This window comes from Telluria sp. ZB4P36 (assembly GCF_059685865.1).
The window spans coordinates 144908-171727 of record NZ_JCASIE010000001.1; the positions used below are offsets into that span (position 1 = coordinate 144908).

A 26820-nucleotide genomic window follows, 5' to 3' on the forward strand; every position below is an offset into this window, starting at 1 on the left:
TTTTGGTCAAGGCATAAACGATGATTTTTTTGCTGCGCCGCGGATGCGTTCAGCGCTGCATGCCCCAGCGGCGGACGGTCAGCCGTTCCAGGGTCTGGAACACGAGGTGTTCGATCGCCAGCCCGATGAGGATGACGGCGGCCAGGCCGGCGAAGACCTTGTCGGCAAACAGTTCGTTGCGGCTCTGGAAGATATACCAGCCGAGTCCGCCCTGCCCCGACGTACTGCCAAAAACCAACTCAGCCGCGATCAGGGTCCGCCAGGCGAAGGCCCAGCCGATCTTCAGGCCCGACAGGTTCCCCACCACCAGCGCTTCTTCGCCAGCCCCACCTTGCCGAGCCAGTGGCGCGCCCGCAGGGCCGCCTCCTTGCGCTTCACCCCGCCGGCCAGCAGCGGGAGCATGACGTTCTCGCGCACCGTCTTCCAGGGCGGCCGAAATCCTGGCGGGTCGAGTCGAGCGGCATGGCGAATAATGTTGAGTGAACCTGATTCCGGAATAGCCATGCACTCCACGCCCAACAACGAATCATTTCGACTAACTTCATGCACTTCTTGGCGGCACCGAGGACCTCCTCCAGCCGCCCGCTGCGCGATTTCGATGCGTGAAGGATGGTTTTTTGCTAGGATTCGATAGTTTTCCTCACGGCATTCGCATCAAGGCGCCTTTTCAACAACGCATGGCCACAGACAAAGAACTCAACGACTTCCTCGAGAATGTCGAACGGCGTGCGTTCAAGCAGGCGGTCTATGCGGTTCGCAAGGACGAATCGGCGCTCGACATCGTGCAGGACGCGATGATCAAGCTGGCCGAGAAATACGGCGACAAGCCGGCGGCCGAGCTGCCCATGCTGTTCCAGCGCATCCTGCAGACCACCATCCTCGATTACTTCCGCCGCGAAAAGGTGCGGAATACCTGGATCAGCCTCTTCTCGGGCTTCAGCCGGCCGGATGGGGACGATGAGGAATTTGATATACTTTCTTCCTATGAAGCGGAAGCGGGAACGGCCGCCGCGGAATCCAGCGCCGACCAGTTTGAGCGCGCACAAACCCTACGCCTGATTGAACAGGAAGTAGAAAAGCTCCCACCGCGTCAACGGGAAGCCTTCCTCATGCGTTACTGGCAGGATATGGACGTGGCCGAGACGGCCGAAGCGATGGGTTGTTCCGAGGGAAGCGTCAAGACACACTGCTCGCGCGCGACCCACGCCCTCGCCGAGGCGCTCAAGGCCAAGGGAATCAAGCTATGAACACGGACGACATCAACCTGGCGTACAAGCTACGCCATGCCCTGAACGAGAACCTCGACGCGCTGCCGGTTTCGACGACCGAGCGGCTGGCTGCGGCGCGCGCGCTCGCCTTGTCACGCAAGAAAGCTGACGCGCCCCGCCAGGCTCCGCAGGCCAAGCGCCCCTTGTTCGACATCAAGGCCTTGTTCAGCGGCCCGGCTCTCGCGCGGATCGCCGTGGCGGCGCCGATGCTGGCCCTGGTCATCGGCATGGGCGGCGTCTACCAGTACGAGCAGCAGCAGCGCCTCGCCGCGATGGCCGAGATCGACGCCGCCGTGCTGGCCGACGAACTGCCGCTGACCGCCTACCTCGACCATGGCTTCAATGCCTATGTGGAGTCGCAACAGCGCCAGCAATGACGAAAACCGCGCCGAAGCCCCGCATCGCCGTCGTTGCAACTGCGGCCGCGGTCTTGATTGCCGGGGCCGCGACCTGGGCGGTCTACAACAAATCCGAATCGACGGCGCCCGCCGCCCGCGGCGCAGGCGCGCCTCCCACCATCGCAGCCGGCGCCAAGCCGCCCGCCAAGACCCTCGACAAGCCGCTCTGGCGCGAACTGACCCGTAACCAGCAGCGTGCACTCAAACCTCTGCAGCCCGAATGGGACGGCATGGACGGCATGCGCAAGCGCCGCTGGCTCGAGATGTCGCAGCGTTTCGCCTCGATGAACCCGGCCGAGCAGCAGCGCGTGCACGAGCGCATGCGCCAGTGGATGCGCCTGACGCCGGCCCAGCGCAATCTCGCGCGCGAAAACTACAGCAAGACCCGCAAACTGGCGCCGGGCCAGAAGACCGCTACCTGGGAGAGCTACAAGCAGCTGTCCGAGGAAGAAAAGCGCCGGCTGGCACGCTCGGGCACGTCCCAGGGCGCGCCCTCCCTGCCGCATTCGCCGATCATCGACACGCCGACCAGCTGCCCGCCGGGCGCCACGCGCCGCGGCACCGCCTGCATCCTGCCGACGCCGGCAAGCGCGGCCGGCGCCGCCACCGTACCGACCACGATCACGTCGGCGCCGCCTGCCGCCGCTCCAGCGGCTGCGGCGCCTGCCGCCCCTTCACCTGCCGCCCAGTCCGCTCCGAATGCCAGCAACCCAAGCAACGCCAGCAACTAAGTCCGCACCGGTCGCCACCCCGACCATCCTGCGCCGCGTCACCGTGATGCTCTACGAAGCGCTGCTGCTGGTCTCGGTGGAGATGCTGGCGATCGCCTTCTACATGCTGGTGACCCTGAACAGCCAGCACCCGCTGGCCAAGGAAGGGATGAAAGCCTGGCTGTTCCTGGTGACGGGAGCCTACTTCACCTGGTGCTGGATGAACACCGGACATACGCTGGCCATGAAGACCTGGCGCATCAAGGTGGTCCAACCCGGGCACCACCAGCTGCCGTTCAGGACGGCCGCCCTGCGCTTCCTGCTGGCCTGGGGCTGGTTCCTGCCGGCCTTGGGCGCGTGCTGGGCCTTCGGGCTGCACGGCAAGGGACAGATTGCAGTGGCCTTCGTGGTCGGAATCGTGGCCTGGGCCATGACGGCACTGTTCGACAAGGATCGGCAGTTCCTGCACGACCGCCTGGCCGGCACCCGCCTGATCGCACTCCCGAAGAAAACCGCCTCCGGCAGGTCGGACTAGAAGCGCTCGTAGTCGAGCAGATAGCGCCACTGCCCCGCCTGCAGACCCGCCATCGGCACGCGCCCGATGCGGATGCGGCGCATCTCGACGATCTCCAGCCCGACCTCGCGGCACATGTGATCGATCAGCCCTGGGCGCACGTCCTTCAGCGCGAAGCGCAGCCGGTGCTCGTTCTGCCAGCTGACCTTCATCGGTGCGATCGGCTTGCCGCTGAAGCCGAGGCCGTGATTCAGCAGCGCCAGTCCGCCTTCCTTGATGGAACCGGTGACGTCGACGATGTACTCCTGCTCCACGCGCGCGGCGTCGTCCACCAGCTTGCGCACCACCCGGAAGTCCTGGGTGAAGACCACCAGCCCGCTCGCATCCGTCTCCAGCGGCGAGGTCAGGGTCAGCTTGTGCAGGTGGCGCTTGAGGAAGCGCGGCTGTCCGTGGCCCTGCGCCTGGGCTTCCGGCAGCAGGCAGTCCAGGGCCGGCTCGCCGCGCGCGCCGACACCCGAGTTAATCCCGGCCGGCTTGTACAGCAGGATGGTGACCGGCGGCGCTTCCTCGCTCGAGGCGCCCGGCAGCACGCGCACGTCCTGCGAGGGCAGCACGCGGCTGGCCGGGTCCTCGACGACCTGGCCGTCGACGCTGACGCCGCCGCCGGCGATATAGCGCTCCGCTTCGGCGCGCGAGCAGCCCAGTTGCGCCGCGACGCGCTTGGCCAGGCGGATGCCGTCTTCCTTCATGTCAGCCGCCATCAGGACCGCCAGTCGGCGAAGAAGGCCTGGAACACCTCGACGGTGCGGGTCACGTCGGCGGCGCACACGTCCAGGTGGGTCACCAGGCGGGTGCGCGGGCCGATCGAGGCGCGGATGTGCGCGCGGGCCAGGTGCTGGCGCAGCGGCTCGCAGGCGGCGGCCGGGACATCCATCCAGAAAATATTGGTCTGCGGGCTGCCGACCTTCAAGGCGGCGATCTGCGACAGGCCTTGTGCCAGCGCGGCGGCGTTGGCATGGTCCTCGGCCAGGCGCTCCACGTTGTGCTCGAGCGCATACTGCGCGGCCGCGGCCAGCACGCCGGCCTGGCGCATGCCGCCACCCAGCATCTTGCGCCAGCGCTTGCCCTGCTCGATGAAGGCCTTGGGTCCCAGCAGCACGGAGCCGACCGGCGCACCCAGGCCCTTCGACAGGCAGACCGAGACGGTATCGAAGCCTTGCACGGCTTCGCGCAGGCTGATGCCGTTCTTGACGGCGGCATTGCAGATGCGGGCGCCGTCGAGGTGGGTGGCCAGGCCTTTGCTGTGCGCGAGGCTGGTCGCCGCCTTGACGTAATCCTGCGGCAGCACGCGGCCGCCGATGGTGTTTTCCAGCGCCAGCAGGCGGGTACGCGCGAAGTGCATGTCGTCGGGCTTGATGTAGGCCTCGATGTCGCCCAGGGCGATCGAGCCGTCCGGCTGGTTGGCGATCGGCTGCGGTTGGATCGAACCCAGCACCGCGGCGCCGCCGCCTTCGTACTTGTAGGTGTGGGCTTCCTGGCCGACCAGGTACTCGTCGCCGCGGCCGCAGTGCGTCATCAGGGCGATCAAATTGGTCTGGGTGCCCGAGGGCGCGAACAGGCCGGCCTCGTAGCCGAACAGCTCGGCGGCATAGTCCTGCAGGCGGTTGACCGAGGGGTCGTCGCCGTACACGTCGTCGCCGACTTCCGCCGACGCCATCACGGCGCGCATCGCGTCGGAGGGTTGGGTGACGGTGTCGCTGCGCAGGTCGATCCAGTGCTGCTTGCTCATATTCGCTCTCAGTCTGCTGTGACAGGGGTATAGAAACGCCCCTTCATCTCAGTGAGGCCAAGTTCGGCCATCACTTCCTGAAGGCGCTCAGACGGCCGGCGGCGCGGCAGGTTCTTGTAGGTCGCGACGATGAGTTCGTTCTTCATCGAGTGCTCCCAGCCCACCAGCTCGGTGACGGTCACCTGGTAGCCGTGCGCTTCCAGCTGCAGGCAGCGCAGCACGTTGGTGACCTGGCTGCCGAATTCGCGGGTGTGGATCGGGTGGCGCCAGATTTCGGTCAGCGCGTTGCGGCCCAGGTCCTTGCCCTTGTTCTTGCGCAGGACGGTCGCGACTTCGGCCTGGCAGCAGGGCACCAGCACCATGTGCTTCGCCTTTTTCTTGAGGGCGAAGTCGATGGCGTCGTCGGTGGCCGTGTTGCAGGCGTGCAGTGCGGTGACGATGTCGATGGTCGGCGGCAGCTTGTCGGAGCTTGTCGACTCCGCCACCGACAGCGGCAGGAAGGACATGCCCGTGAAGCCCAGGCGCGCGGCCAGCTCGGTCGACTTCTGGACCAGCTCTTCGCGCGTCTCGATGCCATAGATGTGCGCGCCGTCGTCCAGGCCCTTGAAGAACAGGTCGTACAGGATGAAGCCGAGGTAGGACTTGCCGGCGCCGTGGTCGACCAGGGTCACGCCCGGCTTCTGCTCGCGCACGTCCTGCAGCAGCGGCTCGATGAAGTTGTACAGGTGGTAGACCTGCTTCAGCTTGCGGCGGCTGTCCTGGTTCAGCTTGCCGTCGCGCGTGAGGATGTGCAGTTCCTTCAGCAGCTCGATCGACTGGCCGGGGCGGACCTCGGGTGGGAGTTCCGGCGCTGCCGTTGGTTTGGGGGTGTGCTTAGCGTGCTTCATCGATCCATGCTGCCTGAATGGCTTCCAGTACCCGTTCGCCGCCGCGGCTGCGGTCGTCGCTGAAGCCGTCGAGCTCGACGACCCAGTTGTGCAGGTCGACGAAGCGCACGGTGGCGGGGTCGACGTCCGGGTACTTCTCGTAGAGGGTCTCGGCGATCGCCGAGACGTCGGTCCACTTCATGGCAGGCTCCTGCTCAGTGGTTTTTCTCTGCTGCGTGGTTGATGGTGTACTTCGGGATCTCGACGACCAGGTCTTCGTCGGCGACGATCGCCTGGCAGGACAGGCGCGAGTTCGGCTCCAGGCCCCAGGCCTTGTCGAGCATGTCTTCTTCTTTTTCTTCCTGCTCGTTCAGCGAGTCGAAGCCTTCGCGCACGATCACGTGGCAGGTGGTGCAGGCGCAGACGCGGTCGCAGGCGTGTTCGATCTCGATGTCGTTTTCCAGCAGGACGTCGCAGATCGACTTGCCGGCCGGGGATTCCAGCACGGCGCCGTCAGGGCAGAAGACCGGATGAGGGAGGATGACGATTTGTGGCACTGATTACCTCGATGGTTGTTTTCGTTGTGTGGGCGGGAGACCCGCCCACACAACGTATAGATAAGGCTTAGACCTCGTCCAGCGACTTGCCCGCCAGGACCTTGCGCACGCTCTTGTCCATCCGGCGTGCCGCGAATTCTTCCGTACCCTTGGCCAGCGCCTGCACCGCCGCGTGCAGGGCATCCTGGCGTTGCCCTGCTTCCAGCGAGGTGTCGTTCGAGCGGTGGATCGCATCGCGCACGCCGTGCACCAGTTTCGCCACATCATCCTGCTCGGCGTCGCTCAGCAGCTCCGTATCGGCATCCAGCGCCGACTGGGTCGCCAGCAGGATGCGCTCGGCCTCGACCTGCTCTTCGCGCAGGGCGCGCATCTGCATGTCGCCCTGGGCCGAACTATAGGAATCCTGCAGCATGCGCGCCACCTCGTCGTCGCCCAGGCCGTAGGACGGCTTGACGGTGATCGAGGCTTCGACGCCGGAGCGGGTCTCGCGTGCCGACACCGACAGCAGGCCATCGGCGTCGACCTGGTAGGTCACGCGGATGCGCGCCGCGCCGGCCGCCATCGGCGGAATGCCGCGCAGCTCGAAGCGCGCCAGCGAACGGCAGTCCGACACCAGTTCGCGCTCGCCCTGCACCACGTGCACCGCCAGCGCGGTCTGGCCATCCTTGAAGGTGGTGAATTCCTGCGCGCGGGCGCACGGGATGGTGGAATTGCGCGGGATGATCTTCTCGACCAGGCCGCCCATGGTCTCGATGCCGAGCGACAGCGGGGTCACGTCCAGCAGCAGCCAGTCGTCGCCTTCGGCGCGGTTACCGGCCAGCAGGTTGGCCTGGATGGCGGCGCCCAGCGCCACCACCTTGTCCGGGTCGATGTTCGCGTGCGGGATGGTGTGGAAGAACTCGGACACGGCGCGGCGCACGTGCGGCATGCGGGTGGCGCCGCCGACCATCACGACGCCGTCGACGTCCTCGACGCTCACGTCGGCGTCGCGCATCGCCTTGCGGATCGCATTCATGGTCTTGCCGACCAGGTGCTTGGTGATCTCGGCGAAGGTGTGCGCCTTGATGGTCACCTGCACGATCTCGCCCGACCTCAGGATCGCTTCGACGGTGGTTTCTTCATTGGTCGACAGCAGTTCCTTGGCCTGGCGCGCCTTGACCATCAGGGTCGCCGTGTCCTGCTCGGACAGCGGCGCCAGCTTGGCCTGCTCGGTGATCCAGCAGAACAGGCGGTGGTCGAAGTCGTCGCCGCCCAGGGCCGAATCGCCGCCGGTGGACAGGACTTCGAACACGCCCTTGGAAAGCTTGAGGATCGAGATGTCGAAGGTCCCGCCGCCGAGGTCGTAGACCGCGTAGACGCCTTCCTTGCCGTGGTCGAGGCCATAGGCGATGGCGGCGGCGGTCGGCTCGGACAGCAGGCGCAGCACGTTGATGCCGGCCAGCTGGGCCGCATCCTTGGTGGCCTGGCGCTGGGCGTCGTCGAAATAGGCCGGCACCGTGATGACCGCGCCGACCAGGTCGTCGCCGAGCGCGTCTTCGGCGCGCTGGCGCAGCGTCGCCAGGATCTGGGCCGAGGTCTCGACCGGGCTCTTTACGCCGGCGACCGTGTTGATCTGGACCATGCCGGGAGCGTCGACGAAGTCGTAGGGCAGGTTCTCGGCGTGGGCGATGTCCTTCAGGCCGCGGCCCATGAAGCGCTTGACCGACACCACCGTGTTCTTCGGGTCGGTGGTCTGGTGCGCCTGGGCCTTGTAGCCGATGTTGGCATTGCCGTTGGGGAGGTAGCGCACGACCGATGGCAGCAGCGGACGGCCGTCCTCGTCGCTCAGCACTTCCGGGCTGCCGCTGCGGACGGTGGCAACCAGCGAGTTGGTGGTGCCCAGGTCGATGCCGACCGCCAGGCGGTGCTGGTGCGGGGCGGTGGACATGCCGGGTTCGGCGATTTGGAGTAGTGCCATTGTCGTGTTACCTGCTTGTTTTTATGTGCTGCGTTTTCTGTGCTGCCAAGTGGCCGGGGTCGTTTGTGCCATCGACACAAACGACCCCGGCCCCATGCGATATCCACTACGCGTCGAGTGCTTCGAACGCGTACTGTACCTCTTCACCGAACTTATCGAGGAACATCATGGCGCGCACGCCCTGCGCGGCGCCCTGATAATCGCCGGCGTCGAGCTGCTTGCCGACCTGCTCCAGCATGCCCTTGCGTTCACGGCGCACCTGCGCGTCGAGATCGTCCAGCGCAGCCGCATCCTTCGCCGCGCGCGCATCGTCGAGCGCTTCGCGCCATTCCATCTGCTGCATCAGGAAGCTTGCGGGCATCGCGGTATTCGACTCGGTCTGCAGGTCGACGCCATTGATCTCGCAGAGGTACTGCGCCCGCTTCTGCGGATTGCGCAGGGTCTGGTAGGCCTCGTTGGCGCGCGTCGCCCACTGCATCGCCACGCGCTTCTCGGCGTCGGTCGCGCTCACGAAGCGGTCCGGGTGCACGCGGCCCTGGATCTCGCGGTAGGCCGCGTCCAGCGCGTCGCCGTCGACCGCGAAGGTGGCCGGCAGCTGGAACAGCTCGAAGTGGGTCTGCTTCATGCGTTAGATACGGAAGCTTTCGCCGCAGCCGCAGTTGTCCTTGACGTTCGGGTTGTTGAAGCGGAAGCCCTCGTTCAGGCCTTCGCGGGCGAAGTCCAGCTCAGTACCGTCGATGTAGGGCAGGCTTTTCGGGTCGACGAAGACCTTCACGCCATGCGATTCGAAGACATTGTCTTCGTTCGAGGCTTCGTCGACGTACTCGAGCTTGTAGGCCAGGCCGGAGCAGCCGGTCGTGCGCACACCGAAGCGCAAGCCGATGCCCTTGCCCCGGCGTTCGAGGTAACGGTTGACGTGCTTCGCGGCTTTTTCAGTCAGGGTGATTGCCATTACGCTTGCTCCAATCTAGCTTACTCGTTACGCCTTCGCGGCGTGCTTGCTCTTGTAATCGGCCACGGCGGCCTTGATCGCGTCTTCCGCCAGGATCGAGCAGTGGATCTTCACCGGCGGCAGCGCCAGTTCTTCCGCGATCTGGGTGTTCTTGATCGACAGCGCCTCGTCCAGCGACTTGCCCTTGACCCATTCGGTCACGAGCGAGCTCGATGCGATGGCCGAACCGCAGCCATAGGTCTTGAACTTCGCGTCTTCGATCAGGCCTTGCTCGTTGACCTTGATCTGCAGCTTCATCACGTCGCCGCAGGCCGGTGCGCCGACCATGCCGGTGCCCACCGCATCATCGCCCTTGTCGAAGGCGCCGACGTTGCGCGGGTTTTCGTAGTGGTCCAGTACTTTGTCCGAATATGCCATGGTGATACTCCTTGAAATTCTGTAATTAGTGGGCTGCCCATTGGATGGAATTGAGATCAATCCCTTCCTTGAACATGTCCCACAGCGGCGACAGTTCGCGCAGTTTGCCGACCTTCGACTTCAGCAGCTCGACGGCAAAGTCGATGTCCTGCTCGGTCGTGAAGCGGCCGATGGTGAAGCGGATCGAGCTGTGCGCCAGCTCGTCGCTGCGGCCCAGGGCGCGCAGCACGTAGGATGGTTCCAGCGAGGCCGAGGTGCAGGCCGAACCGGACGACACGGCGATGTCCTTGATCGCCATGATCAGCGACTCGCCCTCGACGTAGTTGAACGAGACGTTCAGGTTGTGCGGCACGCGCTGGTCCATGTCGCCGTTGATGTAGACCTCTTCGATCTCCAGCAGGCCCTTGGCCAGGCGGTCGCGCAGCGCCTTCACGCGTTCCAGCTCGCTGTTCATCTCTTCCTTGGCGATGCGGAAGGCTTCGCCCATGCCGACGATCTGGTGGGTCGGCAGCGTGCCCGAACGCAGGCCGCGCTCATGGCCGCCGCCGTGCATCTGCGCTTCCAGGCGCACGCGCGGCTTGCGGCGCACGTACAGGGCGCCGACGCCCTTCGGACCATAAGTCTTGTGCGCGGTGAAGGTCATCAGGTCGCACTTGGTCTTTTCCAGGTTGATCTCGACCTTGCCGGTGGCTTGCGCCGCGTCGCAATGGAAGATGATGCCCTTCGAGCGGCACAGTTCGCCGATCTCGTCGATCGGCTGGATGACGCCGATCTCGTTATTCACCAGCATGACCGAGACCAGGATGGTGTCCGGACGGATCGCGGCTTCCAGCTGGGCCAGCGTGATCAGGCCGTTGTCCTGCGGCTCGAGGTAGGTCGCCTCGAAGCCCTGGCGCTCCAGTTCGCGCACGGTGTCCAGCACCGCCTTGTGCTCGGTCTTGACGGTGATGATGTGCTTGCCCTTGGTCTTGTAGAACTGGGCGGCGCCCTTCAGGGCCAGGTTGTTCGATTCGGTCGCGCCCGAGGTCCAGATGATTTCGCGCGGATCGGCGCCGACCAGGGCCGCCACGTTGGCGCGCGCTTCCTCGACCGCCGCTTCCGCGCTCCAGCCGTACATGTGGCTGCGCGATGCCGGATTACCGAACTGCTCGCGCAGGTAGGGAATCATCTTGTCGGCGACGCGCGGATCGATCGGCGTGGTCGCCGAGTAATCCATGTAGATCGGGAAATGCGGCGCAGTCACGAAGCTCTGCTCGATTTTTTTGTCCAAGGGCGCGTTCATCAGTTCACTCCGGTTTCAATATTGGCGGCTGCGGGGGTGCGGTGCACCACCACGACGTTCTGTTCTTTCTGCTTCTGCTGGTCGACCAGGTCTTGCAGCGAGACCGAATCGAGGTAGTCGACCATCTTGGCGTTCAGCGTGGTCCACAGCTCGTGGGTCATGCAACGGGTGCCGGAAGCAGCGTCGGCGCCGTGACAATTTTCTTTACCGCCACACTGGGTGGCATCGAGCGGCTCGTCGACCGCGATGATGATGTCGGCCACCGTCACCTTGTCGGCAGGACGGGCCAGGCTGTAGCCGCCGCCGGGACCGCGGATCGACTCGACGATCTCGTGGCGGCGCAGCTTGCCGAACAGTTGTTCCAGGTAGGACAGCGAAATGGCCTGGCGCTGGCTGATGCCCGACAGCGTGACCGGACCATTACCCTGACGCAGGGCGAGGTCGATCATCGCGGTAACAGCAAAACGGCCTTTGGTGGTCAGACGCATCACAACCCCGGTTAATGTAAAATCTTGCTCTAAATAAGTATTGCCTCTTTTCAACCCCTCGGTGCAGCGCAACAATCAATTCTGTCGAGTGCTGCTGTCTGGATAAGCCGATTAGTTGATCGATTTAGTCAAGTATAGCAAATCCTGACTGGCTTGTCTTGGAGGCCCCCAAAACCGCATGGTGCCCGCGCCTCCAGGCAACCTTATCGCAGTCGCAACAATTCCATCGGCCCGAACAGCTCCTGCATCCCCCTGTGCTGGATGAACGAGAGGTTGTAGGGATGCTCGGCATGGATCTGCGGCAGCCGCCCCGCCTCCGGCAATTTCTTTAACTGCTCGGCAATCTTTCCCCACAGCACCAGCGTCGGCGGTTGCGGCTGGTTCGCCAGCGCCGCCAGCACCGTCTGCAGGAAAGGCAGCCAGGCACGGGCGTCAATAGCGGGCGGCACGTGCTTGCGGAACACCAGCGCCGCATTCAGCAGCAGGAAGCCGTGGCCGAGCAGATTGTCCTGCAGCTGGGCCAGGGTCTGGATCGAACCATTCGTGCGGGCTGCCTGTGCGACCGGCACCATGGCGCTGCCGCCGGTGTCCTCCGCTTGCAGCTGACCGTTTGCCACCAGCAGCATCTTCATGAAGTTGCGCAGCGAGGTGGCTCGGTTGACCGGCTTCGACAGTCCGGTCTCCGACCACAGCGCGCCCACCGCCCCGTCCATGAAACACACCCCGGTCGCGCTCTCGGCGCGCGGGTAAGGCCCCTCCCCCACCAGCACGTGCTTCACCTTGTCCAGCGGCTGGGAAAAGGCGGCGAAGATGCGGCCTTCGGTGGGCAGGTAGTCGTCGACGGCCAGCGCCGGCAGGTAGGCGGGATCGGCAGCGGCGACCGCCTGCAGGCCGGCTTCGAGGACCGGGCGCCAGGAGGCGTCGGCGCGGCCGAGGGCGGCGATGAGGGGGGCTGGAATCGGGTGCTTGGACATGGCGATTAGCATTCGTGGGGAGGCGGGATTGTAGCGCAGCCAGACTGCATTCCCACCGTCAATCTAGCGTCCGCTTTTGGCAATTCAAGGCATGATTTTCCCACTGCCCGATCCCGGGCCAATCACCAACAAGCAGGAGGAAGCATGCAAACGATTCGTGAAGTGATGACGCCCGACGTCCAAACGATCTCTCCGAAGGAAACCGTGCAGCGCGCGGCCCAGATGATGGATGACCTGAACGTCGGCGCGATCCCCGTGTGCGACGGCGAGCGCCTGGTGGGCATGATCACCGACCGCGACATCACCGTGCGTTCGGTGGCCGCCGGGCAGTCGCCGGACCAGTGCTTCGTCGGCGACGTGATGAGCACCGATGTGCGCACCTGCTACAGCAACCAGGATGTCGGCGAAGTGCTGGACAAGATGGGCGACGTGCAGATCCGCCGGGTGCCGGTGATCGACGAGCAGTCGAAGCAGCTGGTGGGCATCGTGTCGCTGGGGGATATCGCGACCAAGTCGCAGGGGTCGGCCGACCAGGCACTGGATGAGATTTCGTCGCCGTCGGAGCCGGACCGGTCAGAGACGCGGCATTGAAAGGATGGGCTCAGGGTAGGCGGCCCAGCCGCCCACCGCTTCAATTACTCCGCGTCCAGCTGCTGACTCGGATGCGCCGCCTTAAACGCCGGCAAATCCACACACAAGTCATTGATGCGCGCGATGGTCGGATACGCCGTCACGTCGATATCGAAGCGCTTCGCATTGAACACCTGCGGCACCAGGAAGCAGTCGGCGATGGTCGGCGTGTCGCCGTGGCAGAAGCTGCCGGTGCCCGGGTTGCGCGCCAGGTGGGCTTCCAGCGAGCGCATGCCTTCGATGACCCAGTGGCGGTACCAGTCGGTCTTGGCTTCTTCCGGCTGCCCCAGGTGCTTCACCAGGTACTTCAGCACGCGCAGGTTGCAGATCGGGTGGATGTCGCAGGCGATGATCTGCGCCAGCTCGCGCACGCGCGCCCGTCCGACCGCATCCCTGGGCAGCAGCGGCACCATCGGGTGCACCTCTTCGAGGTACTCGATGATCGCCATCGACTGGCTCAGGACGATGGCATCGTCCTCCAGGGCCGGCACCAGGCCGCTCGGATTGACTTCCAGGTAGGGGTCCAGCAGGTGCTGGCCGCCGTCGCGCAGCAGGTGCACCGGCACCGCCTCGTAGTCCAGCCCTTTCAGGTTCAGGGCAATGCGCACCCGGTATGCGGCCGAGCTGCGGAAATAGGTGTAGAGCTTCATGCCTGCCTCCTGTGATAGCGTGCGACCTCCTGGTCGATCGCGCCGAAGATGCTGGCGCCGTCCTTGTCGACCATTTCGATGCGCACGGTGTCACCATACGCCAGGTAGGGCGTCGCCGGCTTGCCCTGTTCAATCGTCTCGTACATGCGCACCTCGGCCAGGCAGCAATAGCCGACACCACCGTTGGCGATGCTCGAGCCATGCAGGCTGCCCTGCTTGTTCGACACCGTGCCCGAGCCGATGATGCTGCCCGCGCCCAGTTCACGCGTCTTGGCCGCATGCGCCACCAGCTGGGCGAAGCTGAAGGTCATGTCCTCGCCCGCATTCGGACGGCCGAAGGGCTGGTCGTTGAGGGTCACCAGCAGCGGCAGGTGCAGCTTGGAATCCACCCAGGCCTCGCCCAACTCATCCGGCGTCACCGCCACCGGCGCAAAGGCGCTGGCCGGCTTGGACTGGTAGAAGCCGAAACCCTTGGCCAGCTCGTTCGGGATCAGGTTGCGCAGCGAGACGTCGTTGACCAGCATCACCAGGCGGATCGCCGCGGCCGCCTCTTCGCTAGAGGCCCCCATCGGCACGTCGCCGGTCACCACCGCCACCTCGGCTTCCAGGTCCACGCCCCACGCTTCCGACAGCACCGCGATCGGGTCGCAGGGGCCGACGAAGGAGTCGGAGCCGCCCTGGTACATCAGCGGGTCTGAATAGAAAGATTCCGGCACCTCGGCATTGCGCGCCTTGCGCACCAGCTCGACGTGGTTGATGTAGGCCGAACCGTCGCACCACTGGTAGGCGCGCGGCAGCGGCGAGTGGCATTCTTCCTCGATGAAGGACTCGGCCTTGTCGGCGGTGCCGGCGTTCAGGCGCTCGTACACCTTCTTCAGCTGCGGCGCCACTTCTTCCCAGTTGTCCAGCGCGCACTGCAGGGTGCGGGCGATCTTGGGGACGGCCTGGCAAGTGACCAGGTCGCGGCTGACGACGACCAGCGTGCCGTCGCGGCCGCCGGTCTTGAGGGTGGCGAGTTTCATGGGGTTCCCTTTGCAAAATAATGACTCTTCGCCATTAGAGAGCAAAACCTACTATCATTCAAACAGTATTTTTCGCCCGATTTATTAGATAAGCTTATGAATCCAACTTTGCGCCAGATGCGCGCGTTCGTGGCCCTGGCCAAGACGGGTAACTTTACGCTCGCCGCCCAAAGCATGCATGTGACGCAATCCGCGCTCTCGGGTTTGATCAAGGAGCTCGAACAGACCCTGGGCGCCAAGGTCGTCGACCGCAGCACCCGCCGCGCCCTGCTCACCGACATCGGGCGCGAGCTCTACCCGCTGTTCAGCCAGATGATCGACGATCTCGACGGCGCCCTGGCCAACGTCGCCGACCACACCCAGCTAAAAAAAGGCATCGTGCGCATCGCCGCGCCCCAGTTGCTGTCCTGCACCCTGATGCCGCAGGCGATCGCAGCCTACCGCGCGCTCCACCCCGAGATCGAAGTGCGGCTGGGCGACACGGCGGTGGAAAGCGTGATCGCGCGGGTACTATCGGGCGAGGCCGACTTCGGCATCGGCCCGGAGCGCGAACCGGCCCCGCCGCTCGATGCGCAGCTGCTGTTCGAGATGCCCTTCGCGCTGGTCTTCCCCAAGGGTCACGAGCTGGAAGGACGGGAGCGCATCAGCTGGAAGGACGTCGCGCGCTATCCGCTGATCTCGCTGCGGGGCCAGTTCACCGAGCGCCTGCTCGACGACGTCCACGCCTCCCTGCGCGAGGTCCCGGTGAGGCCGGCCAACGAAGTCACCTTCATGACCACGGCCCTGGCCATGGCCGCCACCGGGCTCGGGGTGACGGTGTGCATGCCCTACGCGGCGCCGCTGGCCGCGCTGTACGGCCTCGTGATGCGCCCGCTGGAAGCGCCGGTCCTGAGCCGCCGCTTCTTCATCTATACGCGTCCGGGACGCTCGCTGTCGCCGGCGGCGGAAAGCCTCATCGGTTTCCTGGAACAGTTCGTCACGACAGCAAAGGACTAGCGGCCGCGCTACAATTCGCAGATGTCCCTGAACACCATCGAGATCAACCGCCTGATGGACCGCTTCGACAGCCACGCCAGCGTCTGGCTGTTCGGCTACGGCTCCCTGATCTTCAAGGCCGACTTCCCCTTCATCGAACGCCGTGCCGCCAGCATCCGGGGCTGGAGCCGCCGCTTCTGGCAGGGTTCGCACGACCACCGCGGCACCGAACAAGCCCCGGGGCGCGTCGTGACCCTGGTGCCGGACGCGGGCGTCACCTGCCACGGCATGGCCTACCTGGTCACGCCGGAAGAATTCGCCCACCTCGACCACCGCGAGAAAAACGGCTACCTGCGCCTGGCCACCGAGATCGCCTTCGAGGGCGGCGGCGCCGCCGAAGGCATCGTCTACATCGCGACCCACGAGAATGCGGCCTTCCTCGGTCCGGCCAGCGAGCGCGACATCGCCCGCCAGATCGCCACCGCGCGCGGTCCGAGCGGCCCGAACAGCGAATACCTGCTGGCGCTGGCCCGGGCCCTGCGCGAGCTCGGCAAGCATGACGAACACGTGCACGCAATCGAGCGCCACCTCGCCGAGCTCATCGCGCAAGCGGCGGCGCCGTCCAGCCCCGCGGATTGAGCGGGAGGCCCGCCACGCATCAGCACCGCGTGAGCGTCAGGTGCAGCGGCGCCCGCGGCCGCAGCGAGATGTTCTGCACCGCCTCCGGCGCGCCCTGCCCTTCCGGCACCGACAGCGTGTAGCGCTGCAGGATCATGGCGGCGATCACGGTCAGCTCGGCCAGCGCCAGGTGCTGGCCGAGACAGACGCGCGGCCCGGCCCCGAAAGGCAGGAAGGCGCCGCGCGGGATCGGCGGCGCACCCGGGGCGAAGCGCTCCGGCCGGAAGGCCTGCGGCTCGGGAAAACTGCGCGCATCCTCGTGCAGCAGGAAGATCGGCACCATGAACATGGTCCGCGCCGGCACCGTCCAGCCGTCCAGCACGATCTCGCGGGTCGAGCGCCGGCTCATCAGGATCGGCGCGGACGGGTACAGGCGCAGGGTTTCATTGAGCGTCTGCGCCAGGTAGCCGAGCGCGGGCAGGTCGGCCTCACCCGGCGCCCTGTCCCCCAGCACGGACCGTACTTCGCGCCGCGCGCTCTCCTGCGCCTCCGGATTGGCCGCCATGCACCAGGCCCACCACGCCAGCGTAGCGGCGGTGGTCTCGTGGCCCGCCAGGAAGGCGGTCATGCATTCGTCGCGCACCGCAGACAAGGGCCAGGCGGCCGGGTCGGCGCGGTGCAGCCGCAGCAGGCGGTCCAGCAGGTCGGACGGCCACTCCTCGACCGGCAGGGCGAGGCGCGCTTCCACGTGGCGCGCGATCAGGCCCTTCAGGGTGGCCAGCATCGCACGCTTGCGGCGCTTCCAGGGCATCCAGTCCGGCCAGCTGGCCGGCCAGTACATCTCGGCGTTGCCGATCACGAGCGCCTCGTGCACCGCCGCTTCGGCCGCGCGTGCGTCTTCCCCGATCTCGCTGGAAAACATCATGCGCATGATGACGTCCATGGTGAGCGCGGTCAGCGCGCTGTCGATCGGCTGGCTGGCGGATGCGGCCGTCCAGCCGTCGAGCGCGCGCGCGGTGGCCGCGGCGATGGTATCGACGAAGGCCTTCACCGGACGCGGCGCGAACTCCGGCTGCAGCGCCTGGCGTTTCGCACGCCAGGCGGCGCCTTCCGCGATCATCACGCTATGGCCCTGGGTCTGGGCGAAGATGCGCACACCGCGCTCCCAGCGCAGCAGCGCGTCATGGTGGTTCACCAGCAGCTCGCGCACCAGCGCCGGATCGCTCACGACCAGCTGGTGCTCGGGCCACATGCGCAGGTGCACCAGGTTGCCGTAGTCGCTGCGCCAGGCGCGCAGCGCGGCAGGCAGGCCGCGCGCCATGCGCGCAATCAGTCCCCATCCGGTCAGGCCGGACGGGGGGCCGGGCGGCCAGGCGCCGTCGGGGTGATTGGCCGGCGGCGTGGCGCCGCCCTGGAAGGGGCATTGGGGCGAGGTCGGGGTCGTCATGCCCTGCATTCTTCCCGGCTTCGCCGCTCGCGTCTTGAACCCAAACGACATCGACAGGCGTCCTGGTCTTGCCTATACTGCAAGACCATGGTCCCCGACAGCGCCGCTACCCTCCTGCCCACGTCAAGCTGCCCGCCGTTGCAGGCCCGCGCCCCGCGCGCCGCCGCGGCGGGCGGGCATCCGATCGACCGCCTGCTGCTGGCGCCGCCCGCGCTGCAGGGCGCGCTGCTGGCCCTGGTCAGCCGCGACACCCGGCACCTGGTGCTGTCCGACCCGCAGCGGCTGTCGCACTTCCCCGCCTCGCCGCTCGTGACCCTGTCCTGGTTCCACGACCTGGACATGGGCCTGGTGGATCCCGACGCCGGCTGGCGCCCTTTCGGCGCGCGCATGATGATCTCGGGCAGCTTTTCCCGTCCGCTGGCGACCTGGTCCCCGACGAGCGGCCGCGGCTACATGGCCTGTTTCCCGCCCGATGCGGCCCAGGCCCTGTTCGGCCTCGACCTCGCCGCGGTGCAGGACCGCTTCGTGCCGGCGCACACGGTGCTCGCGCCGGACTGGCAGCCCTTCCTGTTCGCCCTGCTGGAAGCGCCCGACGACGCGGCGGCCCTGCGCGTGCTCGAAGAACATCTCGGGCGGCGCTGGCGCAGCGTGCAGGGGCGCCCGCTGGAGCGGTCCTCGCTGCGCGAGATGGGGCGGCACTGGGTGCAGCGGCTGGCCTGGAAGGCGCACGGCTGGCGCAGCACCCACAGCGCACGCCAGGTCGAGCGCCGCATCAAGTCCTTCAGCGGGCGCTCGCTGCGCGAATGGCAAAGCCTGACGCGCACCGAAGGCCTGTTCTTCGCCGCCCGCGACCGCTACGAGAACGGCCAGCCCTTCGACTGGGCCACGCTGGCGCTGGACGAGGGTTTCTCGGACCAGGCCCACCTGAGCCGCGTCACCCGCCAGGTCTGCGGATTTCCGCCGACCGAATTCGCCGACCGCTACATCGAGGACGAATCGTTCTGGATCTATCGTTTGTGGGTCTGACGGCAGGCCCGGACGTCGAGAAGCTTGCTAGAATCGCCAGGGATGCGGGCCGCGCAAGGCGGGCTGCCTGCAATACGCGTGCCTGCGGGCGCGCCATAACAGGAGAACGGGAATGTCCAGAAAAATGCTGACCATGTTGGGGTGTGCGCTGCTGTTCGCGATGGGGCCGGCCACCGCGCAAACCAAGGCCGCCGAGCCGGCGCCGCAGTACGATGCCGCACTGGCCAAGTCGCTCGGCGCCGACGAGCGCGGCATGCGCAGCTACGTGCTGGTCATCCTGAAGACCGGCCCGAAGAAAATCGAGGACAAGGCCGAGCGCGCGAAAATCTTCGAGGGGCACTTCGCCAACATGGGCCGCCTCGCCGCCGAGAAGAAGCTGGCCCTGGCCGGCCCGCTGGACGGCAAGGAAGGCCGCCGCGGCATCTTCGTGATGGCCACGCCCGACATCGAGGAAGCCAAGCGCCTCGTCGACACCGACCCGGTCATCATCAGCGGGCTGATGGAAGCCGAGTACCACAAGTTGTTCGCCTCGGCCGGGGTGATGATGGTGAACGAGGTGCACAACAAGATCCAGAAGAAGTAGGTCCCTCGCGCCGGCCGGGGCTAGGTCTTAAAACAGGTCCATCTGCCCCGCCGCCTTCCCGCCTCCTTTGACGGACGACGGTGCCGAAGCCGGCACCACCAGCGGCTTGCGGAACTGCGAACCATCGAGCCTGCCGAAGCGTCCGCGAATGTTGCCCATCCCGAGCCGGTCGACCGCCTTGGTAAAACGCTGGCGTATCAGGTCGGCCCACACGCCCTCCCCCTGCATGCGCTTGCCGAACTCGCTGTCGTAGTCCTTGCCGCCGCGCAGGTCGCGAATGCGGTTCATCACCCGCTGCGCCCGGCCGGGGAAATGGGCTTGCAGCCATTCCTGGAACAGCGGATTGACTTCCCAGGGCAGGCGCAGCACGGTGTAGTGCGCGCCGACGGCGCCGGCATCGTGGGCCGCTTCCAGGATGCGTTCGATCTCCGGCTCCGTGACGAAAGGAATGATGGGCGCCACGCTCACACTCACCGGGATGCCGGCCTCGGTCAGGGTGCGGATCGTACGCAACCGGCGTGCCGGCGCCGCCGCGCGCGGTTCCAGGGTGCGCGAAATGGCCGGGTCGAGCGTGGTCAGGGTAATGGCCGCGCAGGCCTGGCGCTGCTCGGCCATGGGCGCGATCAGGTCGATGTCGCGTTCGATCAGCGAGGATTTGGTGATCAGCCCGACCGGATGCCGGCATTCGCGCAGCACTTCCAGCACCTGGCGCGTCAGGCGCAGTTCGCGCTCGCAGGGTTGATAGGCGTCGGTGTTGACGCCGATGGCGATGTGCTCGGGCACGTAGCCGGGCTTGGCCAGCTCGCGCCGCAGCAGCTCGACTGCATTGACCTTGGCGAATAAACGGCTTTCGAAATCGAGCCCCGGCGACAGGCCGAGATAGCTGTGGGACGGCCGCGCGAAACAGTAGATGCAGCCATGCTCGCAGCCCCTGTAGGGATTCAACGAGACATTGAAGGGGATGTCGGGCGAGGTGTTGCGGGTGAGGATGCTCTTGGCGACTTCGTCGGTGACGACGGTCTTGATGCTGGCGGCCTCATCGTCATCGCGCTCCCAACCGTCGTCGAATTCTTCGCGGACATTGACTTCATACCGGCCCTGCACGTTCGACACCGCACCCCGCCCCTTATGCGGCGCGAGCGGACGCGGGCCGAGCATGGGCTGCTCGTCCACGGACTGGCGCTGGGTGGGTTTGCGATCGGGCACGGTGGCTCCATACTGTATATTTATACAGTATTGTACGCCGCTGTCCCGTAGGCTTCAAGTAGAGCACGCGGGTGAGCAGAGTGAAAAGTCACCACTGGATGAACAAGATTCTCACCGGATGATTAAAACGTCACTTGCTCTGATGAAAATTCCGCTCATACACTGTTCGCTTACGGACGTCCGCAATCGGCCAAAGTGGGGACATCTGAACTGTGGAAAACTGCGCATTTCTAAACGCCGTCGCTTGGTATTCTGATCCTTTATCAGGCTACTTGTCGGAATTTTCCCAGCTCGGGTTCATTTAATTCTTCAATCATGAAATCACCCAACGCCTGCCATTCCTACGCGGTCCTCTCCGTTGTAATGATGTTCACTGGCCATGCTTTAGCCCAGGCGCCGTCGAGCAAACCGCTCGGCCCAAAGCATTGGCCGACCACTGTGCAAGAGACCGTCAAGGACATCCTATCGACAATGTCCGACGCCGAAGTCGACCGCATTAAGGCGTTGGAAAAAACTGACTTGATCCGATATCACCACAGCTGGGGAGCGGGCATCCGCAACCACTACGGTCTCTGGCGCGGCAACACGAAGCTTCTCGAGTCGGCTTGTGGCAAGCCTTGCCATCCAGATGATGCGTCGGGCATCATCATGGCGGCTGTGTGGGACGAATTGCATAAATAAAACTAGCCGGTCCTATCGACAGCATGAACCCTGACGTGACGATTCTCCGACTGGCCCGCCCGATTGATTTGGTCGGACCGTCCGCTTAGGGTCGAGAGGCACATACGCTGAACGGCCGAAAACGGCCAACGTCGGACCTGATTCGCTAGACTTTAGAGGTGATGAGTGAACCCAATGAAAAGGTGGGGACTGAGATTTTTCATATTGCTCAGTATTTTATTTGCCAGTAACTTGTCAGCATCTGCACTTCCTCGATGTGATCGCGGAAGCAGCAAGCCTAACCTGGATGCTTGTGCATACGAGGACCTTGTCGCTGCAGAGAAAGAGATGGAGTCTACCTACTGGAGTATCGTTGAGAAGTATGCTGAGAGCGCGGTTTTCCTGGATAGGCTTGCTTCGGCTCAAAAATCGTGGATGACATTTCGCGAGGCTGACTGGAAGGCACAGTTTGCATGTGCCGAGTTCAACATCCGACTATGCTGGGGTGACAGCGCGTTTATAAATGCGAACGTTCGAAGAACCGAGCAGACGAAAGAACGAACCCGAAGTCTGCACGCTTTGCTAATGAATGGTCCGGGACGATAATTTGACGACTAGCCCATGATAGATTTGGTCCGCTATCGGCCAATTGCGGACATTTGTTCACGTGTAGTGGCTTTAAAGCAAGGACGTCTATGGATTTCAGTACTGCTAAAGAATTGATGGAAAAAATCATGTCCGCCAATGCAATACTTGTGGCCCTGTCTCATGACATCGATAAGCTGAGCGAACCAGAGCGAACCGATATTATGCGTGGCTTAGGTTCTACGATGTGGGAACTTCATGATCGACTCGTCAGACCAATTGGACTTCAGCACCCAAGTCTTGACCCGTTTTCGAAGCCTGAAGCGTGAAATGACAAGGTCTGCTCTGGGTCGAAAGCGGACACTAAGACTCGTGCCATTTAATAGCTCTGTTCGGTCACTATGTGATCGCTGGCGCAAAGATTTATCGGGCTGGTGGGAATTTTTCGACGTGGTCCGCTGATGTGCACATGTCGATTCAGGACATCGTGGTCACGTCGTGACGATTCTATTCATCCGCTACAGCGGGAATAAAGGCGGCTTGTTGCCGCACAAAGCCGTCAAAGGCGTCCAGCAGCGGCTTGAACGCCTCGCCCTCTCCTTCCAGCTGGGCCAGCGCGAGCGCGGCCGCTTCCAGCGAGGACAGCTGGTGCGGCGCATGCGCCTTGCGAATCCGGTAGTTCGACGGCGCGACCTCGCGCAGCGCCAGCCGCGGCAGGCCTTGCAGGGCCGGGTTCAGGTACAGCATCTTGCGGCTCTTGCGCCAGGTCGCGTCCAGCACCACCAGGCGCAGCCGCTCGGCGTCGATGGGCTCGAGGGCAGGCGGTGCCGGCAAGTTGGCGTCGCCCGGCGTGTCCGGATACAGCAGCACCGGCACACGCCCATCCGCATGCAGCAATGCGGACAGCTGGTCCGGATCGAAGCGCTCCCCCACCGCCAGCACGCTGCCTGCCACGCTCAGGTGCAGCAGGCGCGCGCTGTTCTTGGCGTTGTTCACCTCCAGCGGATGCTGCAGCACCAGCAGCGCCGCACGTGCCTCGACGCGCGTGATCCAGCGGCAAATGCAGGCCGACTGCGCACGCAGGCAGGTCGCGCAACTCGCGCGCTTCATGATGCCGGCGTCCAGCCGCCGCCCAGCGCGCGGTACAGGTCGACGTGGGCCGCCAGCAGGCTGGCGCGCAGCTGCAGCACCGTGTTCTCGGCGCTGAAAGCATTGCGCTGCGCGTCCAGCTCCTCGAGGTAGGAAGCATAGCCATTGCGGTAGCGGTTATGGGCCACCCGCAGCACCTCATTGGCGGCAAGGCGGCGCGCCTCGGCTTCCGTCAACTGGCGCCGCAGTCCGTCCATCGCGGCCAGCGCATTCTCGGTCTCGGCAAAGGCGCCGCGCACCACGTTCTCGTAGGCGAACACGGCGCGGTCGCGCGCCGTTCCCGCGATCTCGGCCTGGGCGCGCAGGCGGCCGGCGTCGAACAGCGGCGCCAGAACGCTGCCGCCGATGCTCCACAGCTCGACCGGGGAACGCAGCAGGCGCGCCACGCTGTTGCCCTCCACGCCGAGCGATGCCGTCAGCCGGATCGAGGGCAGCAGCTGGTCGCGCGCCGCCGCCAGGCTGGCGTCACTGGCGGCCACCGCGCGCTCGGCCTGTGCGATGTCCGGACGGCGCCGCAAGAGTTCGGACGGCAGGCCCGGGCCTGGCGCCGGCATGCGCAGCGCCGGCAGCGGCAGTCCGCGTGCCACCGGGCCGGGGCTCTCACCGACCAGCAAATTCAGGGCCTGTTCCTGCTGCGCGATCGCGCGTTCCAGCTGCGGCAGCACCCCGCGGGTAGCGTGCAGCTCGGCCTCGGCCTGCGACATCTCCAGGCGCGAGCTGTAGCCGACCTCGAACTGGTGGCGCGCCAGCGCGAACGAGCGCTCGCGCGAGGCCAGCGTCTCACGCGCCAGGTTCAGTTGGGCGTCCAGGCCGAGCAGATTCAGATACCCGGACGCCGTATTCGCCGCCACCGACAGCGCCGCCGCATCGAGCGCGGCTTCCTGCGACAGGGACTCGAAGCGCGCGGCCTGCGTGAGGCTGTCCAGGCGTCCAAACAGGTCGAGCTCATAGGCCGCCTGCACTGCACCGACGATCGAAGTCACCTCGACCGGCTGGCCGAGCGGGCCGATGGCGCGGGCGCGCGTCGGCGCAAACGAAAAATTCAAAGAAGGCTGCTGCGCGCTGCCTGCAACGCGCACGCGCGCCGCGTATTCCTGCAGGCGCGCACGGGCGATGCGCAGCTCGCCATTGCTGTCGAGCGCACGCCGCACCAGCGCGTCCAGCTGCGGATCGCCGAAGGCCTTCCACCACTCGCGCGCGACGGCAGCGTCGTGGGTGGACGCAGTGCGCCACGCGGGCGGTACCTGCAGGGTTGGCGCGGGCGCCGGCTGGGGCGTCATCGCGCAGCCGGCCAACAGCAGCGCTGCGAGACAGGCCGCCCTCATTGCGCATCCTTGCGTGCGGACGCCGTGTCGATCGTGGCCACCACCGACATGCCCGGCCGCAGGCGCCGGGCCAGCGGCTGGTCCGGGTCGATGCTGATCCGCACCGGGATGCGCTGGGCGATCTTGACGAAGTTACCGGTCGCGTTATCCGGCGTGATCACCGAGAACTCGGAGCCGGTAGCCGGCGCGATCCGCTCCACGTGGCCGCGCAGGCTGGCGTTGTTCAGCGCGTCCACCGTGAAGCGCACCGGCTGGCCCAGGCGCACGTCGGCCATCTGCGTTTCCTTCATGTTGGCGATGATCCAGAACTGCTCCGGCACCAGGGCCGTGAGCTGGGCGCCGGCGTTCACGAACGCGCCCTCGCGCACCGTCACCTGCCCCAGCTGGCCGTCGCGCGGCGCCAGGATGCGGGTGTTCGACAGCTCGATCTCGGCCAGCCGCACCTGCGCTTCGGCGTTCGCCACCGCGGCGTCGAGCGACGCGCGGCTCACGCCCACCGAACGCAGGTTCTGGCGTGCGATCTCGAGCGCCGCCCTGGCCTGATCGCGTGCCGCCACCGCCTGGGCGCGGGCGGCGCGCGCGGCATCGCGTTCGCGCGCCGACAGCGAGCCGTCGGCCGCCAGCTCCTCCACCCGGCGCAGGTCGGCCTCGGCGCGGCGCGCCTGAGCCTCGCTGGAAGCCAGCGTCGCCTGGTTCTGCGCGATCGTGGCCTGGGCGCTGCGATTGGTCTGCGCGTAGTTCTCGAGCGCGGCGCGGCGCGTGGCCAGTTCCGCACGCGCCTGCTCCAGCCGCTGGGTCGGGATGCGGTCGTCGATGCGCACCAGCAGTTCGCCCTTGCGCACCGTCTGGAAGTCCTGCACCGCCACCTCCACCACGTAGCCGCTCAGCTGCGGGCTGATGATGGTCACCTGCCCGCGCACCAGGGCGTTCTCGGTACTCTGCAGCGTGGTGCGGAAGGGCGGCAGCTTCCAGGCATACAGCACCACCAGCACGCCGGCCAGGGCGATGGCGCCGAAGGCGAGCGCGCTCAGCAGGATGCGGCGCGAACGTGGGCTGGCGGGAGACGTGGATGGTTCGGGCATATCAGTCGGTGACGGGTTCGGGTGGTGGCGACGCCCCGGGCGGCGGCGGCGCCGGCACGGCCTGGGGGACGGGGAAGAAATGCTGCCACACGGCGTGCAGGAAGATCCATGCTGCGCTGGCGGCGGCGAGTACGGACAGGACCAGGAAGACGTCGTTGTAGGCCAGGATGTTGGCCTCGCGCGTGGCGCTCGCGGCCAGCGAAGCGACGCCCTGGCGGATGCGCGCGGCCGGATCGGCCAGCAGCTGGCCGGCGGCGGCGGCGCCTTGCTGGATGCGGCCGGCCACCAGCGGATCGAGGCTGCTGAGGTGCTCGACGATGATGGAAGAGTGATATTTTTCGCGGAATACCTGGAAGCTGCCGACGATGGCGGAACCGAGCAGGCCGCCCAGGTTCTGCGTCAGGCCGAACAGCACCGAGAAGCTGATCAGGTTGGCCGGATTGGCGATCACGGTGCCGATCAGCGAGATCACCAGCGGTCCGAGGAAGAGCGTGCCGCCGAAGGCGAGCAGGCTCTGGCTCAGGTACATCTGTTCCGGGCGGGTCTGGTTGGTGGCGTGGGCGTCGAGCCAGGCGCCGAGCGCCATGATCAGGAGCGAGACGACCTGCGGCGCCATCAGGTGCTTGACGTTGACCGTCAGCGCCGAGACCACGATGCCGGCGATGGTCGCGCACAGCACGATGCCGTACAGGGTCTGCAGCTGGTCGTTATCCAGGCCCACCAGGCGCAGGAAGCCGACCGCGCCGACGCTCTGTTCGGACAGGACGATGCGCACCAGGACCATCGACAGCGCCAGGCGCAGGATGTTCGCGTTGGTGAACCAGCGCAAATTCAGCAGCGGGTTGGCGCGGTTGTGTTCGACGCACAGGGCCGCGGCCAGCAGGACGATCGCAGCGGCGAGCGCGGCGCCGATCCAGGGCGCTTCGAACCACCACAGCACGCGGCCGAAACTCAGCGCCGCGCACAGCAGCGCCATGCCGGGTGCGAACAGGACGAAGGTGACGAAGTCCATCGGCCGGAAGGCCTTGAGCCGGTCGCCCGGCGGCAGTTTCAGCAACAGCACCGCGCCGAGCGAGACCACGGCCAGGCCCAGCTCGAACATGTACAGGCCGCGCCATTCGGCGATCTGCAGCAGGTCGTTGGAAAAGATGTAGGCCAGCGGCAGCGCCAGCTGGGCGCAGCCCAGCGCCAGTGCCACGCCGCGCAGCCGCCATTCCTTCTTGAAGGCCTGCAGCACGTAATACAGGCCGAGCGGCGACACCGCCGCCGCCAGCATGCCGTGCGCGGCGCGCACCGCGATGGCCGAGCCGAGATCGTTGACGAACAGGTGGGCGAAGGTCACCAGCGCGTACAGCACCAGGAAGAACTCGGTGAACAGGCGCAGCCCGAACTGCTGGCGGAACTTCACCAGCAGCAGGTTCATGGAGGCATTCGCCATCACGTAGGCGGCCGGCAGCCAGGCGGTCCCGGTGGAATAGGCGCCGAGCGTGCCCTGCAGATTGACCAGGTTGACCGCGACCAGGGCATTGCCGAGGCCACCCGTGATGGTAATCAGGATGCCGACGAAGAGGTAGGCGAAACGCAGCGGGGTCGGATGGGCCGGCGTGGAGGGCGAGCCCGGAAGCATCGGCTTCTCATCGGGCGCCCACTCGCGCGGCGCGTACTTGCTCATCCGATCATTCTCCCTTTT

32 protein-coding genes and 2 pseudogenes are annotated in these 26820 nt (G+C 65.9%); 12 read left to right on the forward strand and 22 right to left on the reverse strand.

The window, feature by feature from the left end:
• Positions 1 to 49 precede the first annotated feature (49 nt).
• Together AC56LK_RS00670 and AC56LK_RS00675 are read right to left on the reverse strand one after the other, a co-directional pair.
• Positions 50 to 295, reverse strand: a pseudogene (locus AC56LK_RS00670) (ABC transporter permease); the annotation flags it as partial.
• Between the two features lie 20 nt (positions 296 to 315).
• A pseudogene (locus AC56LK_RS00675) lies at positions 316 to 432 on the reverse strand (ABC transporter ATP-binding protein); the annotation flags it as partial.
• Positions 433 to 677: 245 nt separating this feature from the next.
• On the opposite strand from AC56LK_RS00675, the gene AC56LK_RS00680 reads away from it, so the two are divergent.
• The 4 genes from AC56LK_RS00680 to AC56LK_RS00695 are packed head-to-tail and all read left to right on the forward strand — an operon-like array spanning position 678 to position 2911.
• A complete protein-coding gene (locus tag AC56LK_RS00680; RefSeq protein WP_436108039.1) occupies positions 678 to 1247 on the forward strand; it encodes an RNA polymerase sigma factor in 570 nt (189 codons plus the stop codon).
• The gene (locus AC56LK_RS00685) at positions 1244 to 1645 is read left to right on the forward strand and encodes a DUF3619 family protein (RefSeq protein WP_497182652.1); all 402 of its coding nucleotides are present in this window, start codon (positions 1244 to 1246) and stop codon (positions 1643 to 1645) included. Before AC56LK_RS00680 ends, AC56LK_RS00685 begins: the two co-directional genes overlap by 4 nt.
• A complete protein-coding gene (locus AC56LK_RS00690; RefSeq protein ID WP_497182653.1) occupies positions 1642 to 2397 on the forward strand; it encodes a DUF3106 domain-containing protein in 756 nt (251 codons plus the stop codon). Before AC56LK_RS00685 ends, AC56LK_RS00690 begins: the two co-directional genes overlap by 4 nt.
• Complete coding sequence (locus tag AC56LK_RS00695; protein ID WP_497182654.1) at positions 2366 to 2911, forward strand: RDD family protein; 546 nt, start codon at positions 2366 to 2368, stop codon at positions 2909 to 2911. Before AC56LK_RS00690 ends, AC56LK_RS00695 begins: the two co-directional genes overlap by 32 nt.
• Here the strand turns inward: AC56LK_RS00695 and AC56LK_RS00700 are convergent.
• The 12 genes from AC56LK_RS00700 to AC56LK_RS00755 all read right to left on the reverse strand — a co-directional run bounded on the left by AC56LK_RS00700 (position 2908) and on the right by AC56LK_RS00755 (position 12172).
• Positions 2908 to 3651 carry an rRNA pseudouridine synthase gene (locus AC56LK_RS00700; RefSeq protein WP_497182655.1) on the reverse strand — a complete coding sequence of 248 codons (744 nt, stop codon included), beginning with the start codon at positions 3649 to 3651 and terminating at the stop codon, positions 2908 to 2910. The genes AC56LK_RS00695 and AC56LK_RS00700 overlap by 4 nt on opposite strands.
• Positions 3651 to 4679, reverse strand: coding sequence for a low-specificity L-threonine aldolase (ltaE, locus tag AC56LK_RS00705; RefSeq protein ID WP_497182656.1), 1029 nt, complete (start codon positions 4677 to 4679; stop codon positions 3651 to 3653). The genes AC56LK_RS00700 and ltaE overlap by 1 nt, the downstream gene beginning before the upstream one ends.
• Positions 4680 to 4687: 8 nt before the next feature.
• A complete protein-coding gene (locus AC56LK_RS00710; RefSeq protein ID WP_497182657.1) occupies positions 4688 to 5566 on the reverse strand; it encodes a class I SAM-dependent methyltransferase in 879 nt (292 codons plus the stop codon).
• Positions 5553 to 5747 (reverse strand): Fe-S cluster assembly protein IscX, encoded by a 195-nt coding sequence (gene iscX, locus AC56LK_RS00715; protein ID WP_497182658.1) that lies wholly within the window; start codon positions 5745 to 5747, stop codon positions 5553 to 5555. Before iscX ends, AC56LK_RS00710 begins: the two co-directional genes overlap by 14 nt.
• Positions 5748 to 5760: 13 nt before the next feature.
• On the reverse strand, positions 5761 to 6102 hold the full coding sequence (fdx, locus tag AC56LK_RS00720) for an ISC system 2Fe-2S type ferredoxin (protein WP_036249155.1): 342 nt from the start codon (positions 6100 to 6102) through the stop codon (positions 5761 to 5763).
• A gap of 67 nt (positions 6103 to 6169) precedes the next feature.
• Positions 6170 to 8059 (reverse strand): Fe-S protein assembly chaperone HscA, encoded by a 1890-nt coding sequence (hscA, locus tag AC56LK_RS00725; protein ID WP_497182659.1) that lies wholly within the window; start codon positions 8057 to 8059, stop codon positions 6170 to 6172.
• Positions 8060 to 8165: 106 nt separating this feature from the next.
• Positions 8166 to 8684, reverse strand: a complete 519-nt coding sequence (gene hscB, locus AC56LK_RS00730; protein ID WP_497182660.1) for a Fe-S protein assembly co-chaperone HscB — start codon at positions 8682 to 8684, stop codon at positions 8166 to 8168.
• 3 nt (positions 8685 to 8687) lie between these two features.
• Positions 8688 to 9011 (reverse strand): iron-sulfur cluster assembly protein IscA, encoded by a 324-nt coding sequence (iscA, locus tag AC56LK_RS00735; RefSeq protein ID WP_036249162.1) that lies wholly within the window; start codon positions 9009 to 9011, stop codon positions 8688 to 8690.
• A 27-nt stretch (positions 9012 to 9038) separates the two neighbouring features.
• Positions 9039 to 9428, reverse strand: coding sequence for a Fe-S cluster assembly scaffold IscU (gene iscU / locus AC56LK_RS00740; RefSeq protein WP_369092782.1), 390 nt, complete (start codon positions 9426 to 9428; stop codon positions 9039 to 9041).
• A 25-nt stretch (positions 9429 to 9453) separates the two neighbouring features.
• Positions 9454 to 10710 (reverse strand): IscS subfamily cysteine desulfurase, encoded by a 1257-nt coding sequence (locus tag AC56LK_RS00745; RefSeq protein ID WP_497182661.1) that lies wholly within the window; start codon positions 10708 to 10710, stop codon positions 9454 to 9456.
• On the reverse strand, positions 10710 to 11198 hold the full coding sequence (iscR, locus tag AC56LK_RS00750; RefSeq protein WP_497182662.1) for a Fe-S cluster assembly transcriptional regulator IscR: 489 nt from the start codon (positions 11196 to 11198) through the stop codon (positions 10710 to 10712). Before iscR ends, AC56LK_RS00745 begins: the two co-directional genes overlap by 1 nt.
• A gap of 203 nt (positions 11199 to 11401) precedes the next feature.
• The gene (locus AC56LK_RS00755) at positions 11402 to 12172 is read right to left on the reverse strand and encodes a uracil-DNA glycosylase family protein (protein ID WP_497182663.1); all 771 of its coding nucleotides are present in this window, start codon (positions 12170 to 12172) and stop codon (positions 11402 to 11404) included.
• Between the two features lie 144 nt (positions 12173 to 12316).
• Here AC56LK_RS00755 and AC56LK_RS00760 point away from each other — a divergent pair, with 144 nt between their 5' ends.
• Positions 12317 to 12763 (forward strand): CBS domain-containing protein, encoded by a 447-nt coding sequence (locus AC56LK_RS00760; protein ID WP_497182664.1) that lies wholly within the window; start codon positions 12317 to 12319, stop codon positions 12761 to 12763.
• 44 nt (positions 12764 to 12807) lie between these two features.
• Here AC56LK_RS00760 and maiA read toward each other — a convergent pair whose 3' ends face one another.
• Together maiA and AC56LK_RS00770 are read right to left on the reverse strand one after the other, a co-directional pair.
• Positions 12808 to 13452 carry a maleylacetoacetate isomerase gene (maiA, locus tag AC56LK_RS00765; protein ID WP_497182665.1) on the reverse strand — a complete coding sequence of 215 codons (645 nt, stop codon included), beginning with the start codon at positions 13450 to 13452 and terminating at the stop codon, positions 12808 to 12810.
• Entirely contained in the window at positions 13449 to 14474 is a 1026-nt protein-coding gene (locus AC56LK_RS00770; RefSeq protein ID WP_497182666.1) for a fumarylacetoacetate hydrolase family protein, read from the reverse strand. Before AC56LK_RS00770 ends, maiA begins: the two co-directional genes overlap by 4 nt.
• Positions 14475 to 14570: 96 nt before the next feature.
• On the opposite strand from AC56LK_RS00770, the gene AC56LK_RS00775 reads away from it, so the two are divergent.
• Together AC56LK_RS00775 and AC56LK_RS00780 are read left to right on the forward strand one after the other, a co-directional pair.
• Positions 14571 to 15470, forward strand: a complete 900-nt coding sequence (locus tag AC56LK_RS00775; RefSeq protein WP_497182667.1) for a LysR family transcriptional regulator — start codon at positions 14571 to 14573, stop codon at positions 15468 to 15470.
• 21 nt (positions 15471 to 15491) lie between these two features.
• Positions 15492 to 16088 (forward strand): gamma-glutamylcyclotransferase, encoded by a 597-nt coding sequence (locus AC56LK_RS00780; protein ID WP_497182668.1) that lies wholly within the window; start codon positions 15492 to 15494, stop codon positions 16086 to 16088.
• A gap of 19 nt (positions 16089 to 16107) precedes the next feature.
• On the opposite strand, the gene AC56LK_RS00785 is transcribed toward AC56LK_RS00780, so the two are convergent.
• Entirely contained in the window at positions 16108 to 17514 is a 1407-nt protein-coding gene (locus AC56LK_RS00785; protein WP_497182669.1) for a cytochrome P450, read from the reverse strand.
• Positions 17515 to 17601: 87 nt separating this feature from the next.
• Between AC56LK_RS00785 and AC56LK_RS00790 the strand changes: the two genes are divergently transcribed.
• Together AC56LK_RS00790 and AC56LK_RS00795 are read left to right on the forward strand one after the other, a co-directional pair.
• Entirely contained in the window at positions 17602 to 18540 is a 939-nt protein-coding gene (locus AC56LK_RS00790; RefSeq protein ID WP_497182670.1) for a helix-turn-helix domain-containing protein, read from the forward strand.
• A gap of 112 nt (positions 18541 to 18652) precedes the next feature.
• The gene (locus AC56LK_RS00795) at positions 18653 to 19123 is read left to right on the forward strand and encodes a YciI family protein (RefSeq protein ID WP_497182671.1); all 471 of its coding nucleotides are present in this window, start codon (positions 18653 to 18655) and stop codon (positions 19121 to 19123) included.
• Between the two features lie 27 nt (positions 19124 to 19150).
• Here the strand turns inward: AC56LK_RS00795 and AC56LK_RS00800 are convergent, their stop codons facing one another.
• Positions 19151 to 20281: a PA0069 family radical SAM protein gene (locus AC56LK_RS00800; protein ID WP_497183033.1), complete on the reverse strand. Its 1131-nt coding sequence runs from the start codon at positions 20279 to 20281 to the stop codon at positions 19151 to 19153.
• A 363-nt stretch (positions 20282 to 20644) separates the two neighbouring features.
• Between AC56LK_RS00800 and AC56LK_RS00805 the strand changes: the two genes are divergently transcribed.
• The 3 genes from AC56LK_RS00805 (at position 20645) to AC56LK_RS00815 (ending at position 21903) form a co-directional block, all read left to right on the forward strand.
• Positions 20645 to 21010: a DUF6794 domain-containing protein gene (locus tag AC56LK_RS00805; protein ID WP_497182672.1), complete on the forward strand. Its 366-nt coding sequence runs from the start codon at positions 20645 to 20647 to the stop codon at positions 21008 to 21010.
• Between the two features lie 174 nt (positions 21011 to 21184).
• A complete protein-coding gene (locus AC56LK_RS00810; RefSeq protein ID WP_497183034.1) occupies positions 21185 to 21595 on the forward strand; it encodes a lysozyme inhibitor LprI family protein in 411 nt (136 codons plus the stop codon).
• Positions 21596 to 21684: 89 nt separating this feature from the next.
• Positions 21685 to 21903, forward strand: a complete 219-nt coding sequence (locus AC56LK_RS00815; RefSeq protein WP_497182673.1) for a hypothetical protein — start codon at positions 21685 to 21687, stop codon at positions 21901 to 21903.
• A gap of 178 nt (positions 21904 to 22081) precedes the next feature.
• On the opposite strand, the gene AC56LK_RS00820 is transcribed toward AC56LK_RS00815, so the two are convergent.
• The 4 genes from AC56LK_RS00820 to AC56LK_RS00835 are packed head-to-tail and all read right to left on the reverse strand — an operon-like array spanning position 22082 to position 26802.
• Positions 22082 to 22684: a tRNA-uridine aminocarboxypropyltransferase gene (locus tag AC56LK_RS00820; RefSeq protein ID WP_497182674.1), complete on the reverse strand. Its 603-nt coding sequence runs from the start codon at positions 22682 to 22684 to the stop codon at positions 22082 to 22084.
• The gene (locus AC56LK_RS00825) at positions 22681 to 24048 is read right to left on the reverse strand and encodes an efflux transporter outer membrane subunit (protein ID WP_497182675.1); all 1368 of its coding nucleotides are present in this window, start codon (positions 24046 to 24048) and stop codon (positions 22681 to 22683) included. Before AC56LK_RS00825 ends, AC56LK_RS00820 begins: the two co-directional genes overlap by 4 nt.
• Positions 24045 to 25130: an HlyD family secretion protein gene (locus AC56LK_RS00830; RefSeq protein WP_497182676.1), complete on the reverse strand. Its 1086-nt coding sequence runs from the start codon at positions 25128 to 25130 to the stop codon at positions 24045 to 24047. The genes AC56LK_RS00825 and AC56LK_RS00830 overlap by 4 nt, the downstream gene beginning before the upstream one ends.
• A gap of 1 nt (position 25131) precedes the next feature.
• Positions 25132 to 26802, reverse strand: coding sequence for an MFS transporter (locus AC56LK_RS00835; protein WP_497182677.1), 1671 nt, complete (start codon positions 26800 to 26802; stop codon positions 25132 to 25134).
• Positions 26803 to 26820 lie beyond the last annotated feature (18 nt).